Here is a 15,426-nt window from a genome sequence, read left to right as displayed (position 1 = left end):
ATCACTCACTGGTTGGGGCGAAGCCGCCTTCTAAGCCCGGCACGCACGCGGCGGTCCATACCGCCAGCACTTCTTCGCGGGTGGGTAGCCCCTCAACTGCCGGGCTCAGAACAGGACGGTGCACCCAGGCACCGGCTTCTCCAGCTATCAGTCCACCGGCTGCGAAGTCGTGCTCAAACAGGCCGTATTCCAAGTAGGCATCAACCGATCCTTCAGCCACAGCGCACAATTCAAGGGCTGCCGAACCCAAACGGCGGAAATCACCAAAGTGATCCATTCGAGTGTTCAACTCGGACACCAGCTGGCGGCGCACCACAGGGTCATAGGTCAGTGCCGTTGACAGCAGCGTCCCACCCCGTGCTTGAACAGGACCGTTGAGACGGCGAACCGATTGCACACCGTCGGCCCGGATTTCATCTAGCCACGCCCCACCATCGAGGGAGGCAAAGTAGATCCTCCGCAGGGCGGGTGCGTTGACCACCCCGGCCAACCATTCGCCGTCGGGCCCCATCACCGCCACCGAAGTTCCGTAGTAGGCAATGTTACGGATGAAATTCATGGTGCCGTCGAGGGGATCGATGCTCCACCGGTACCCCGAAGGATCCGCGGGCAGGGCAGGCGCAAGTTCTTCCCCGGTGATGACGTCGTGCGGGCGGGCACTGGTGATAACAGCCCGTACAGCATGTTCGGCGGCCAGATCAAAAGCTGTCACCCAATCGGCGTCGGACGACTTTTCCGTGGCCCCAAAACCATCAGGATCCCGGACAGCCAGCACGGCGGCACCCGCTGCGGCAGCGCGCAAAGCAACATCAAGTAGTTCGGCAACTAATACGGCGTTCGGGGTCATGGAGATCCTTTACAAGGTGATTGGTGGAGCGAGGAGTTAGTCAACCTCAGGTCCCGGAGCGGCTCCGGAAGCGAGCAACTCTTTGAATGCGTCCTCATCGAGTACTGGAATTCCCAGCGCTTCGGCCTTATCCAGCTTGGTTCCGGCAGCCTCTCCGGCCACCACATAGGAGGTGTTCTTGGAGACCGAACCAGCCGCCTTGCCACCACGGGCAATGATGGCCTCCTTGGCCTCATCCCGGCTAAGCGTGGGAAGCGTGCCAGTCACCACGATCGTCAGCCCCTCAAGCGTACGCACCGTTGACTCATCCGCGGCATCCGCCATAAGCACGCCAGCTTCAGCCCACGATTCGATGATCTCCTGATGCCAGTCAACTGCAAACCACTCGATCAGCGCCTCAGCGATAATGCTGCCCACACCGTCAACGTCGGCGAGTTTCTCCCGCGCATCCGGTGCCAGCAGTACCGTCTGGATGGCTGTCATGGTGCCGTACCGGGTTGCCAGCGCGCGCGAAGCTGTAGGGCCAACGTGCCGGATAGATAAAGCAACCAGCACGCGCCACAGCGGAGCACTTTTGGCTTTTTCCAACTCACGGTACAGATCCGTGGTTGTTTTCTTGGGCGCCGTGGCCTTCTTGGCCGTGGGTTTGCTATAGAAGTAGGGCACCAGCTCGAATTGGCCACTCCTCTCCCCCTTTGACCGCTTTTCACGCCACACCACGACGCCGGATAGGTCCAGTTCCGCGATGTTGAAGACCTGCGCTTCACTCACCAGCGGGCCGGGACCGGCCGGGGCGATCACCCCGCCATTGTTTGCGGGGTCAGGCCCGGGTCCGGTGGTCAGCGCCATGGCCGCCTCATAACCCAACGCCTCAATATCGAATCCGCCCCGGCCTGCCAGGTGCGCCACCCGCTCCGTCAACTGTGCTGGGCATGAGCGCGTATTGGGGCAACGAATATCAATATCGCCCTCCTTTGCGGGGGCCAGCTCGGTCCCGCAGGACGGACAATGCGTGGGCATAATAAATGCCTTCTCATTGCCCGTGCGCAGAGCAACAACCGGCCCAACAATTTCGGGAATCACATCCCCGGCCTTGCGCAACACCACCACGTCGCCAATCAGGATGCCCTTGGCCTTGACCACGTCTTGGTTGTGCAAAGTTGCCATCGTCACCACGGAGCCGGCTACTTTTATCGGGTCCATGATTGCGTAGGGGGTCACCCGGCCAGTACGGCCCACATTAACCCTGATGTCCAGGAGCTTGGTGTTGACTTCTTCCGGGGGATACTTGTACGCCACCGACCAGCGCGGCACACGGGAGGTGTGGCCTAGTTCCCGCTGTGTGGCAAGGTCATCAACCTTGATCACAATGCCGTCGATCTCATGGATGAGATCGTGCCTATGCGAACCGTAGTAGGAAATGAACTCCATAACCTCAGCCAGGCTGGAGACCACCTTGTAGTACGGGCTGGTGGGCATACCCCACGATTTCAACAACTCGTATGTTTGCGATTGCGTCTGGGTCGAGAGCCCCGTGCGGGCACCGATGCCATGCACGTACATGCTCAACGGCCGTTTGGCAGTTTCCCCCGGGTCCTTCTGACGCAAAGATCCAGCGGCGCAATTCCGGGGGTTGGCAAAGGGAGCTTTTCCGGCGGCCACCATGGTCTCGTTCAGGGCAAGGAAATCTTTGGACGCGATGAACACCTCACCGCGGATTTCAATTTCTTGTGGAAAGTTACTGCCGTGGAGCTTCTGTGGAATGTCCTTAATGGTGGCCACATTGTGGGTGATGTCCTCACCGGTGGTGCCATCGCCGCGGGTAGCGGCCCGGATGAGTATGCCGTCTCGGTAGAGAAGATTCACGGCCAAACCATCAATTTTTAGTTCCGTCAGCCACTGCGGTTCCTGCCCTCCGCGCTTCTGAATCGAGGCAACGGCTCGCACCAGCCACGTCTCAAGTTCAGCAAGCGAGAATACGTCCTCAAGTGAGTACATTCTGGCCAGGTGTTCCACTGCGGCGAAGACTTCCGAAACTCCCCCACCCACCACCTGGGTTGGGGAATCGTTGGCTACCAGTTCAGGATGCAGCGCCTCTAGGGTTTGAAGTTCTCTATACAGTTCATCGAAATGTGCATCAGAGACTATGGGGGCATCCTGGTTGTAGTACGCCGTGCGGTACTTTTCGACCAAGTCCACCAGGACGCCGTAGCGTTCCCTGTCCGCGTCTGCAGGAATGACTTCCAGGCTCATTTCGGGTTCCGCCGGCGCAGACTCGGGCGCGGACTTTTTCTCGGGCGGTGTCTGGCCCGGGTTCGTCCTGGCGGGAATTGGCTGGGGTTCTGTTGGCTCGCTGCTCACGGTACTATCTTGCCCCACTTAGGCACTGTGGTGCACCACCGCTTATTCCATTTCTTAACAAAACAAACCCACAGTAGTGGAGGAATGTAGGCCACTTGGGCACTATTTTCTCGCCAGTACTGCAGGTTTGTTTGAGCTTGTGGGCTCTGCTTACTTGGAAGCGTCGAGCTGCTGCTGCTTCTGCTTGTTCACAATGACCTTGACGTCGCCGAGGTCGCTGATGACGCGGGCAAGTGACTTCTTGGACGTGGGCCACTGGGTGCCCTTGAAGCGGGTGGCGTCGGGGCCTTCCCACTGAACGGACTGTGCCTTGCTGTCCAGGGTAGACATGACCTGAGTGATCTGGTCAATGGCGGTGCCGAGCTTTGAGGCCAAATCGGCCATGTCCTGGGGATCGTTACCAATCATTCCAGCTGCCATGCTGCACATCCTTATGTTGAAGTAGATGCCCCGCTGGCTTGTCCAACCGGGCGACTAATAGAAATCTAACAAGATTGCGGACCAACGTCGATGGGGACATCTCCCCGTCGGCCGTTGTGACGTCATTATCTCCAACCTCACCGAGGGGTGTGAGGGTATTATCTCCCGCAATTTTTACCGCTCGTGGTCCATAGTGGTGGCCACCTGCAGCTTGAACGCCTTTCCACGACCAACCACATAGCCCCGGCCCGGGATGAACTTATTGTTGGAGACCCGTCCAAGGGAAGTGTTCATCAAGGTGTCCCCTTCCACATCACCGGGGTTCATGAGCAGCCCGCGCCGGCCCGCCTTGAAGAGTCCGGCTAGGCTCCACGCCCCGGACCAGGTGGAGGTTTCTCCCTCACCCACAACAAAGCAATTGGTCTTCACCGCCGCTTTGATCAAGGTCACCAGGTCCATTTCGGCTTCGGAGTCGGCAAACTCGGTTACGCCCTCCATGAAGAAGGCAACCGCTTGGCTTTCACTTTCCACCAGGTCAATAAAGCGCTGCAGTTCAGGCTCCAGCTCCCCCGGCGTCACAATGGATTCATCCCACAATGGCAGGTTGGCGATGGCGGAGCGGCGCGAACCAAAGTAAATGCGCCGTGTTCCCGGAGTTGAACGTTTAAGCGCTTCAGCCAGGGTCACCAGAGCTGTTGTGCGCCCTGACGACGGCGGACCCGTGAGCATGAGCGCACCGGTGGCCTGCAGACCGGTGGGTTCAAGATTGTAATCGTCAACACCAATGATCACATTTCCTGGAGTTGCTGCCGGCAGCACGTCCAAGTCAAGCATTTCAGGCAACGACTCCACTCGGGGAGCTGCCACCACGCCTTGGCGCCGGAGGGTCTCGGCCAGGCTGGCCACTTGGCGGGCCTGGAGGGCCAAGTTGGAGGTGCCACCAAAGATTGCCACCTGGATTTCACCGCCGTCAATCATGCCGCGGCCGGGCGGTGAGGCCGGAGTCAGGACGTCGCGCGGCAAGCCCAGGTTGGAGTAATCATCGGCGGTGGCCAAACGGAACACCAAGAGGCGCTGAACAGATGAAGCCAACGACGCCGGGAGCGACTTCGGGCTGTCACCGGCAATGACAATGTGCACGCCCATGGGACGGCCATCGGTGGCTATCTGCTGCAGTGTTTCAAATTGGTTCATGCCCACGCGGAACTCGTACAGTTCACGGAACGTGGCCAGACCATCGACCATGACAATGATGCGCGGTTCATTTGGCTTGTTGGCCAGCTTTCGGTACTCGGCAATACTGCCGGCCTTGACTTGGGCAAAACTCTCCGCGCGCGTCTCGATGATGCCGCGAACGTACCGCAGTAGACGCCCAACCCTTTCGCTGTCCTCGGCGTTGATGATCCCACCGACGTGCGGGAGTACCTCAAGCATTTGTAACCCGTTGGAGGCAGCGTCGATGCCGTACACCTGCACGGGACCGCCGCGTGGTGTGATCGCCGCGGCGATGGCAATGGTACGCAGCGCGGCCGATTTGCCGGAGCCACTGGCCCCCAGGACGGCCATGTTTCCATCCTTGTCCGGCTCAAAGAACACGGTTGGCTGGGCCTGGTGCTCGGGATCATCCATGACACCGAGAAGGAGCTGCTCATCGGTGCGTGGTGTTGGCAGCTTCGAGAAGTCATAGATCTCGGGCAACTCACCCAGCCACGGTTTGCGGGGAGGCTTCACGCCGAGTTCCACGGCGGCCAGAGAAATGTTGGAAACCACGCGGGAGATGTCATTGGGCCCGGCCGAATCCTCCACGGGTGCGGCAACCATTTCCTGCTCCCACGGTGCGCCAGCCCCAAAATCCATCTCAACAATGTCAATGCGCGGACGCTGCGGGGTGCGGCTTGTCCAGCCACCGGCATAGCCGGTCTGGAATCCCTGGATCCGTCCGGGCCCCGTTTTAGCCGCGCCACGTCCCGGGATGGACGGGCTAAAGTACGCTGCCGTGGAGTCACCGAGAATGTCCTGAGAGTCATCCACATCTGCCATACGCAGAGCGATGCGCATATTGGTGTTGGCCCGCAGGCTGTCCTTGATAACACCTGAAGGACGCTGCGTGGCAAGGATCAGGTGCAATCCCAGGGAGCGTCCGCGGGCAGCAACATCGACAACACCGTCCACAAACTCGGGAACCTCCTTGGCCAATGCGGCAAACTCATCAACAACAATGACCAACGACGGCGGTGCTTCCGGATCTGCTTCACGCTCCATGGCCAGCAGGTCTTTGGCCTTCTTGCGGTTGAGCAGGTGTTCCCTGAAGTGCAGTTCGGCTCGCAAGGAAGTCAGCGCGCGGCGGACCAGGTGCGGGGACAGGTCAGTAACAAGACCCACTGTGTGCGGCAACTGCACGCAGTCAGCAAAAGCAGCCCCACCCTTGTAGTCAACGAACAGGAAGGAGAGCCTATCGGGACTGTAGGCGGCAGCCATGCCCAGCACCCAGGCCTGCAAAAATTCGGACTTTCCAGCACCGGTGGTACCGCCAACAAGGGCGTGCGGGCCTTCAGTCTTTAGGTCAAGGTACATGGGTTCAACACCTTTGGAACCAACCAGAGCTCGCAAGGAACCCTGGTGTTTACGGTTCTTCACTGCCCGGGAGGAGACAGAGTTATTTTCCAGCCACCTATCGGTGATCCCGGAGGTGCTTTCCACAAGATCGTGTCCGGCGAGCGCAACGTAGGAGACGCTGCGGGGAAGGTCGGAATCATCATCCACAGGTTTGCCTGCATCAACCACCGGTGCCAGCATGCGGGCCAGCTGTGCGGCAAGTTCCAAACTGACACTTTCACAACTCACCGGAAACGTTAGCTGCCCTAGCCGGACCTGACCTGTTGTTGCCGTTTCAGCCACGTGGATGAAGTCACGGCAGGAAGCAGGCAACGCTTCAACAGATCCTGCTATCCACATAATGTGCACGCCCACATCGGCACCGTATTCGGTCAGGCGGGTGAGACGGGCCCGGTCAACCTTAACGTCGTCCTCAATAATGACGAGCAACGCGGGCGTGGCTGGCGCGGGAATCTCAAGTTTATTGGGATCCAGGATACCCCTGTGGGCTGCGCCGTTGGCCGCCATATTGACACCGCGGTGCACCATCAAATCTTCAAGAGCTGCAAGCAGTACGCTGGCCGCACCGTTACCTGAGGCCAAGTGCTCGCCGGTCAGCGGAGAGTGCACGGAGCCTACGTGAGGGAGCCATTGGAGCCATTCCCACCGCTTCTTGGATTCAGCAGAGGTCATGGCGGCCACTGCCAGTTCGGCCGGCGAGTGCAGCCCTACCGCTTGAAGCACCAGAGCCCGTGCCACATCATCAACCACTCCCCGAGGCCCGGCAACACCCAATGCACCGCTGGTGCGGAACTGGGCTACAACGGGAACTCCATCAATATCGGTAAATTCCGTTTTGATGTCCTCGATCTCCGCCATGTACTCGGGCAGAGTTTTATTATCGCTTGGCGCCTTCACGGGAGTGCGTGAGGGTTGCCGGCCAACACCCAAACGCAGGGAAAGAAACGATTTGTGCTCGGGTCGGTGGGTCCACATCAGCGGACCGAGTTTGTAGATCGCATCAACTGTTTCAGCCGTTGAGGGGCTTTCAGCCAACCGCACGGCACGTTCCACCTGTTGGCGTTTGGTCATTTGCCGACGAAACTCAACAATTGCCCCGCGGAACTGAACTATGGCCTCTTTTAGGTCACGTTTGGCGTTGGCTTTTTGATCCATCCAGCTACCAATCATCATCAACGGCATCATGGCCATGAAGACAACACTGAACAAGCTCCGGGTCACAGCAAACATGACAGCACCCATCAGGATGGGTGCCACCAACATGATGGTTGGGAAGCGCTGGCGCTGCGGGCGTTGGGGTCCGGAGGGCAGCATTTGTTCTTCAATTTTAAACTGCGCCACAACGCGCGGTGACCGGTTGAATTCAACCAGAGGGCTGCTGGGACCCTGCTGTGCGCCCCGGCCCAGGCTCACAACTGAAATAGTTGTCTCGCCCAGGGTGACTTCATCGTAGGATCCCAAAACGGCACGGGAAACCTGGGTTCCTTCCATCATCAGACCATTGGCAGATCCGGTGTCAGAAATCTCGATAGTCTCACCGACGGTAATACGTGCATGCCGTTTTGAGGTCATGGGATCGCTCAGTCTGACATCTGCGTCATAGTCGCGGCCCACATAACTTGTCCCCGCAGGCAAAGCGAATTCAGCGCCCGCATCCGGTCCGGAAACCACACGAAGGGTCGCGGCAGCCGGTCCGCGGTCCTGATTTGCTGCTGCGAAGCTCTCGCTAACCTGGGTGAGAGAGACGGTTGCGCCAGGGCGCAAACCCGATTCAAGGAGGTTACTTTCCGGTGGCAGTGTGCGGCCGCGAACACCGCCCACAATGGATTGCTCCACCAATAATGAGAGGTTTTGCGGGGCACTGGCCCCCTTGCGGGAAGGGTCAGCTAAATATAGTTCTGTGGCGATGTCCCCCACAGACGCCAGTCCGTCCACTGTGACGGCTAGGTTTTTATCCTCTTGCGGTTCACGCTTGAGGGTCAGCCTGATCCTCATTCAACTTCCGTTCCACGCTGAGAATCCAACAAGGGGAGATCATCCGGAGTGACCAGATGGGAGGTGACTGAGTGTTCAACCAGCCTGGCTCGCCTGTTTGTGGCCAGTTTCCCACCACCTCCACGCAGCCCAACCACACCAACACGGTCAAGTTTGTCGCAGACGTTATCCAGTTTCCGGTTGAAGCGCGTCAGCGCCCAGCCCAACCGTTTGGCGGCCTGCGCCGAGGAGGGGATGGAGCTGAAACCGGTTCCGCCACGACGAAGCATGGGCTCAGCCAGGGCAACTATTAAAGCCTTCTGCGAGTCTGTGAAGACCACCGGACCAATGGTGGTGGAACCGGCTGAGTCTTCTTCGCGGCTTTGGGACATGAAGGACGGCGCCGTGAGGTGAACCGAGAACTCGTAGGTGGTGGGACCGGCAGTGAAGATCACGTTTGTCTGGCTAAAGACAAGTGGAATTCGTGCCCCGGGAGCCATCCAGGCCTGCATGCCACCGGCGGCGTCAGCAATGGTTGCCGAAAGCATGGTGCCGGCGTTCGTCAGCCACCAAATGCCGTCGTACTTGCTAACCTCCAAAAACTTCCTGTGCAAGTAGGGGTTGTCATCCACCTCAATATCGCCTTCACGGCCGATGCTGAAAATGGTCTCCGGTGACGGTTCGTACCATTCGCCACAGAAATCTATGGTTAGTTCGGCCATGATGGCAGCCCCCTTGTTTGCTTGTAAGTCATCTGCCTGCGTGCGGTCCCGATCGTTAGGAACACTTTTTTGTCTCCGGCGAGGTCTGCCCGTTCTTACGAACAAGCTTCACTGAAATACAGGATTGATCGTTGGAACTGTTGACAACAAATGCTCTGGTCTCGGTAATTGCTTTGAACACCCCGGAGTCAACGGCGCTGACTGAGGCCCACAGATATTTGTCTCCGTCTTGCGGATCTGGGTTGGTCCAGGTCCATTCGGAGCCGCCATTTTTCGGTGTGGCCTTCAATTCGGTCACGGCTGGAACCTCGGCGCCTACAACCAGCGCCGTGGGTGGCACTGAGCTTTGTTGCGCAAGCGTATCCTCTGGGGCTGTGGGGCCTACCGTCATGAACACAATAATTCCCACCACGACGGCGGCCACCAGTCCCAGCCCCGCCACCAGTCCCGGCCATAGTCGTTTTTTTCGAACCGGGGCTACCGCCGCAGCTGGATGAGCATCGGGGGTTGGTGCCAACAGTTCACTGCGTTGAATGGTTGAGTCAAGAGCAAAACCCGGGACAATTGGTAATTCCCCCCGGTAGGCCACGGAATCATTCCACGCTGTGGGCGAGGCCATGTTTGAAAAGCCTTTGCGGAACGTTGGGCCATCTACCGAGTCTGCAGAGGCGCCTTTGTCAGAGCCGGATTGCGGGTGCACAGAAAATTCTGATCTCTGTGCCGGTCCCTGTGCGCGGCCCGATCCCTGCGAGGGTACAGTCTGACCGTTGCGAGTCAGCCCAGAAGTTGAACCGGATGTTGAACCAGTCATAGAGCTAGCGGTTGAATCAGTTGCCGTTGATGCCGCTGCACGTGATGGGAAAGTCGGGTTGGAGAAGCCAGCCTCAGGGTCAATGGAGACAATGCTGCGAATTCGTGTCTCTTCGGCCTGATCCCCCGGGCGCGCCTCATGGGAGGGGACTTCTTCCTGAACTTCAAACGGGGTGACAGATAAGTTCAAGTCCGCTTGTACACGCATTAAAGCACGGGCAAAGTCCTTGGCCGAACCGTACCGGGAGGTGGGCGATTTCGCCATGGCAGTAGCCAACACCAATTCAAGGGCTTCGGGAATGTCGGCACGGCCCAACCGGGGCAGGGGTGCTGAATTGATCCGGTCCATCAGTTGCCGTTGGGAGTTATCGGCCCCCGGGACAACAAAAGGTGAGTGCCCCGCCAACAAGGTGTAGATCGTGGCACCGAGGGCCCAGACATCCACCCTTACACCGTCCGTTGCCCCGGCTCCAAAGGACTCTGGTGGCGACCATGGGATTGACATTCCACCGCCGTCGGTCTGGACGGTATCCATGGCACCGGAAATACCAAAGTCAGTCAGGGCGGGCCGGTTGTAGTCGGTGACAAGGACGTTGGCCGGCTTGATATCCCGGTGGGCAATGCCTGCACGATGCGAGGTCTCCACCGCTGAGGCCACCTGAATACCAATTTCCAGCGCCCTGTCCGCGCTGAACCGCCCCTGTCTATATTGCAAGTCAAGACTTGGTCGGGAGCAGTACTCCATCGCCAGGTAGGAGTGGCCCGATTCGGTGATCTCGGCCTCAAAAATGGTGACAATGTAGGGGTGCGCCGACAGTTGGGCCATGAGGTTGGCCTCCGACTCAAAACTGGCTCTGGCCCCTTCAGTCTTTAAATCGGCGGTCAGGACTTTGATGGCCACTTTTCGGCGTGGCCGATCCTGCTCATAGAGGTACACATCCGAGAACCCACCCGAACCCAGCACCGAAATGAAGCTGTAGCCAGGCAGGACGGGAGGCGCTGCCGGAGGGCGTCTGGCACTCACAGCAAACCGTCGAAGAGCAGCGAAACACCGTCACCCAATTCGGCAATGTCCCCGTTCAGCAAGATGGCTTCTTCTCCCTGGCTCAAACGGCGCGGGGCGGCACCCTCACGAACAAGCACAGTGCCGTTAGTGGCCTTGAGGTCAACAAGGAGCACGTCCCAGCCGTCAAGACGGACTTCCACATGGGAACGGGAAATATCGTCATTACCGCTCTGGACTTGAACCAGGCGAGGCATGGCTCCACCCATGACCCGGGACACTGAAGGCTGGCGGCCAATGATGAGCGAATGGTCAAGTTCCACCAGTTCGCCGGTAGAAATGTGCATGGTGCCAAGCCGCGGCCGGCCCACTTCACGCGGTTCCGAATTGATACCGGCACCGCAGGCTGAACACTGCGAGCGGCTTGGCGGGTTGGCATGGCCATGGGGGCACATCCGGGCCAGAACCATGGGACCTGTTGGCGGACGGGACTCCAGAGGCTCGGCAACCGGTGGTGCCGACTCGACGGCAACATCTCCGCGCATCACAGTGTGACCGTCATGATCGGGATCGTAGGATTCGTTGGCTTTAGAAACATCCTGCACCGATGCCACCGGAGCAGACTGGTTCTGGTTCTGGTTCTGGTTGCCAGAATTCCCCCAAGGCACGGAGTCGATCATCTGGCTATCCGGGTCCGCCTCCGGGCTCTGGAATGTTCCCGCCACGGAATCAACGGCTTCCTCTGCCTCGCTGCCAGAACCTGAGCCGGAGCCGCCAGCATCTTCGGAGTCAACTGCGGCATCTTCTGCCGGTGCGCCTGCCACATTGCCTGCCACGGGGGGCTTCGGTGGTCGCGGCGGCAGGGCAGGCTCCGAGTTTTCCTGTTGCAGAGGCTGGCCGTTTTCATCCAATCTGACAGCAGCAGCTTCCACACTTTGAGCCATGGTGGTGGCACCAAACAAGTAGTCGTAGTTGATGGTGAATCCATCATCGACTTGTTCCTGCCCCGACGGTGCCGATTCCCCGCCCAGGGTACCCGCAGCGCTGGCAGAGGGCTCATGCTCGTCAGTCTTCTCGACTGGATCATGGTCACCACTGAGGTCCTGGTCTTCGCTGAGGTTCTGGTCTTCACCCAATTGGTGGTCTTCACCCATGTCAGGGCGGATCGTGCGGCTTAAGTCCGGTCCTGGTCCGTCACCTGCCACGTCAAGGGGCGCCAGCTGAGCGTTCCACTCGGCGTCGGCAGCCTCTGCGGCTTTTGCAAAATTCGCTAACGCTTCTGCGTCTTCATACCTGTCATCAGCTTCGTAGTCGCCATCGGCGGAACTCTCTACCTCAGCGGAGTTCTCTGCCTCCGCGCTCTCTGCCTCAGCGGAGCTCTCATCTTCCGAGTCTGAGCCGTCCTCTTCTGCTGGCTCGTGGCTAGGTGCATCATGAACGGCTACAGCCTCCTCGCCACCATGAGCCTGCGAATCCCACAGCCTGGTCTCGGTTTCTGCGTGAGAGCCGGCGTCCCCGCTGCTGGCATCAGCGACAAAAACCTGTGCGTCATTTGCTTGCTCGTGAGCATGGGCGGCGAATGGCAACAGAGGCGCCACCGCGTCGTCGTACGTTTCGGCTGAGGAGGCGCTGTGCCCCATGACTGTCCCTGAAGGCCCAACGAAATCGGCAGACTTGAAATCGGCAGACTTGGAATCCACTAGCCGAATTGTCAGCGACTGCAGGGCCACAACCCCCTCGCCAAGCGGCAGAACAAGTGCCGCACTGTGTGAATCGGGCTCGGCCATTGTCAGTTCAATAGATTCGGCAAGCGGCAACGAGCGCTCACTCCAGGTGGTGACGTCCCGTCCCGAAACAATCTCCGTGCCGTTCTCCGTGTGCGCCAGCAAGGTGATGTCCCCACGCAAAATTGCGTGCAGGCGGTCACTTTGAACCACCACGGCGAAGTCCGGCATGCCTGTGAGGCCCGTACCAAATTTCTCGGTGACTTCATTCAGGACCCCGTGGATGGTTGGCTTTTGGCCAAGGTACTCCCACAGGTGATTGACGGTGGCCGAATCGGTCTGTGCTTCTAAAATGATGACCGATCCTGAGCGCACAATTCCAAGCCAGGAACCTGTACTGTACTGGGTGCTAACCATGATTCTCCTCGTGCAAGGGTGCTGCACTATTTTCTAGCAATGCAGTGGGTTGGACTGACGGGACTGATTTTTCGGGTGTTCGTACAGACGCCGGGATGGACTCCAGAACGTCTTCGGGAATAACTTCGGTAGGAGCTTCCAAGGTGTCCTTCTCCGGGGCCAGCATCCGTGGAAGTGTGTCATCACCGCCGGTTTGAACTGCCATCTGAGCGGTTTTCGGATTGTTCAATGTCTCATCCCCGGCCACTCCATTGACATGGCTGGCGTCAACCACAATCACTGTGATGTTATCCCGGCCCCCGGAGCGTAACGCGGACTGAATCAGTGAATCTACGGCATCTTGAGGGTGGCTCAGGGTACTGAGCGTCCTATGAATCGCACTGTCGCTCAGTTCCCCCGACAGGCCGTCCGAGCAGACAAGAATTCTGTCCCCTTCCTCAACCGGCACAAGCCAAAAGTCAGCTTCGGTGTCGGACCCGGCGCCCAGCGCCCGTGTGACCACGTGGCGGCGGGGGTGGGTCAGCGCCTGCGCGGGTGTGATGAACCCTGCATCAACGAGTTCCTGAACCTCGGAATGGTCCACACTGACCTGGCGAAAGCTGCCCTGACTCAGGCGGTACGTCCGGGAGTCGCCCACGTTGAACACCAGCCAATAAGGCACCCCGCGTTCCTCTACCAAAACCACACCTGAGACGGTTGTTCCCGCTTTATCGCTGGTGACTTCACGGATCCGTGCGTCCGCGCGGCGAAGCGCCTGTTGCAAATCAGCTGCGGTAGCCGTGCGGGAGGCGGCAGTGAGGAAGTCCTGGTTGCTCAGAATGGCAATACATTCGCGGCTGGCAACCTCGCCCGCCTCGTGTCCGCCCATTCCGTCGGCAACAGTGAATAGCGGGTCTGCCGCCAAGAAGGAATCTTCGTTCAATTCCCGGCGCAGGCCACGGTCAGTGCCAAACCCAAAGCTGAGTATGACACCCGCAGAGGTATCTTCGCCAACACCATCTGCCGGGCTCATGCGCGTCCCACCACAAATGAGCGGTCGCCAAAGTGCACTCGGGAACCAACATCAGCTAGTGCGGGCGCGCCAGCGCTCAAGGGTTTCATGGCACCGGCCAAGTTGGTTATGGCGCTACCGTTGGTGGAGTTTCGATCTGTGACCCAGAGACCATCCGCGGCCACGCGTAGGTGCAGATGTGTTTTGGACACGGACCTGCTGGAGTCCTGAACTGAGATGAGTCGCGAAATCATCTCTCCATCGTAACCGGCGGGGTTGCGTCCAATGAGTGCAAGGGCATTAACGTCCTCGAAGCGGCCATCATCAAAGGTCAACCGCAGGGCTGGGATGGCTGGCTCGGGGCGAACCCGGGTCTCCCCCACCTCATCGTCTGCACCAGCTAAAGGAGCGTGCGCAAAGGGATCCGGGACAGTTGGCGCGGTTTGGCCGGTTGGGCGTTCGGGGACAAACTTGGCGCTGAACCCCGGTATGGAACTGATGGGGCCCTGCTCAGCAGGAGTCTGGATTGGCTGGGCTTGCTGGTTTGGCTGAGCTTGCGGGTTTGGCTGGGCTTGCTGGTTTGGCTGTGCTTGCTGGGACGGCGGCGCAAAAGGATTCTCTTGCTGGCCCTGTTGCTTTGGCTGCTGTTGGTTTTGGAACGCAACGGGCTGGGGCGCAAACAGCTGGGGCGCAAAGGAATCCTCGGCACGGTTGGTTGCCGGGCGGCTCAGCGGTGATCTGACCTCGGAAATTGTTGGCACGCCGGCTGGAGAGAAGTTCTCCCGTTCAGTGATTCCGCCAGTTTCAAGGGGGTCGCGGCCCTTTTTTACGTTGAAAACCAGTGTGTGCGCCACCTTGTCATGCCAGCCCTGCTTCTTCTGGTTTGAATCCCAGGAGTTGGAAATGATCACCAGCAACGGACCCACCGTTGGAACAATGTTGCTCACACAGATGATCAGGTAGCGCAGAAAGATTGCCAGGACCCCTGCCGGGCTACCTTCCATATTGGTTGTTCGCAGTCCCACCATGAGGTTGCCAGGTGTTTTCCCGGACTTCGCTTCCCAAAGCCACAACCAAATGCCATAGGCCACAGAGAGCAGGCTGGCGATGCTGATCAGGATCAGCAACCAGCTCAAGTCCAGTTGGACTGAACTCCCCATCTGGGTGGACTTGATGTTTAGTGCACCAATACCAGCGGCTGCGCCCACCAAAATGAAGGGCAAAACACCGTCGATGACTTTAGCGCCCAGGCGGCGTCCTGCACCTCCGGGCACCAGCGCGGTTGCAGCAGCGATGCGCGGGTCAACGCCAACCTGTTGCGGAGCCATGAGCGGCGCCGTCGATGACATGCCTACTTCAATGATGCCTGGGAGTGTGGAAGGCTGCGTATTTTGAGCCGGACCTCCCAAGGGTACCGATGTTGGCGCCGGCGAGGCGGCACGATTAGCCACAGCGGCACCGCACAGGGTGCAGAAGGCTGCACCGGGTGCCAGCTCTGCTCCACAGTTCCGGCAAAGATCCGACTCTTTTTGCGCCATTTG

Annotated in this window: 9 protein-coding genes; all 9 read right to left on the bottom strand. The window is 59.1% G+C overall.

The features are described 5' to 3' along the window. Window position 1: 1 nt before the first annotated feature. Complete coding sequence (locus AAFM46_RS04905; protein WP_343319897.1) at window positions 2-847, bottom strand: inositol monophosphatase family protein; 846 nt, start codon at window positions 845-847, stop codon at window positions 2-4. A 36-nt stretch (window positions 848-883) separates the two neighbouring features. After that, entirely contained in the window at window positions 884-3,100 is a 2,217-nt protein-coding gene (gene ligA, locus AAFM46_RS04900) for an NAD-dependent DNA ligase LigA (protein WP_283530853.1), read from the bottom strand. A 258-nt stretch (window positions 3,101-3,358) separates the two neighbouring features. After that, window positions 3,359-3,628, bottom strand: coding sequence for a hypothetical protein (locus AAFM46_RS04895; protein ID WP_283528933.1), 270 nt, complete (start codon window positions 3,626-3,628; stop codon window positions 3,359-3,361). Between the two features lie 174 nt (window positions 3,629-3,802). Then, window positions 3,803-8,239 carry an FtsK/SpoIIIE domain-containing protein gene (locus AAFM46_RS04890; RefSeq protein WP_343319896.1) on the bottom strand — a complete coding sequence of 1,479 codons (4,437 nt, stop codon included), beginning with the start codon at window positions 8,237-8,239 and terminating at the stop codon, window positions 3,803-3,805. Then, window positions 8,236-8,940 carry a hypothetical protein gene (locus tag AAFM46_RS04885; protein WP_283530227.1) on the bottom strand — a complete coding sequence of 235 codons (705 nt, stop codon included), beginning with the start codon at window positions 8,938-8,940 and terminating at the stop codon, window positions 8,236-8,238. Before AAFM46_RS04885 ends, AAFM46_RS04890 begins: the two co-directional genes overlap by 4 nt. A 55-nt stretch (window positions 8,941-8,995) precedes the next feature. Next, on the bottom strand, window positions 8,996-10,774 hold the full coding sequence (locus AAFM46_RS04880) for a serine/threonine-protein kinase (RefSeq protein ID WP_343319894.1): 1,779 nt from the start codon (window positions 10,772-10,774) through the stop codon (window positions 8,996-8,998). Next, window positions 10,771-12,894, bottom strand: a complete 2,124-nt coding sequence (locus AAFM46_RS04875) for an FHA domain-containing protein (RefSeq protein WP_343319892.1) — start codon at window positions 12,892-12,894, stop codon at window positions 10,771-10,773. Before AAFM46_RS04875 ends, AAFM46_RS04880 begins: the two co-directional genes overlap by 4 nt. Continuing rightward, entirely contained in the window at window positions 12,887-13,906 is a 1,020-nt protein-coding gene (locus AAFM46_RS04870; protein WP_343319890.1) for a protein phosphatase 2C domain-containing protein, read from the bottom strand. Before AAFM46_RS04870 ends, AAFM46_RS04875 begins: the two co-directional genes overlap by 8 nt. Next, a complete protein-coding gene (locus tag AAFM46_RS04865) occupies window positions 13,903-15,423 on the bottom strand; it encodes an RDD family protein (RefSeq protein WP_343319888.1) in 1,521 nt (506 codons plus the stop codon). Before AAFM46_RS04865 ends, AAFM46_RS04870 begins: the two co-directional genes overlap by 4 nt. Window positions 15,424-15,426: the final 3 nt, after the last annotated feature.

Origin of the sequence: Arthrobacter sp. TMP15 (assembly GCF_039529835.1) — a bacterium.
GTDB lineage: Bacteria > Actinomycetota > Actinomycetes > Actinomycetales > Micrococcaceae > Specibacter.
This window is presented reverse-complemented; position numbering and strand designations above follow the sequence as displayed.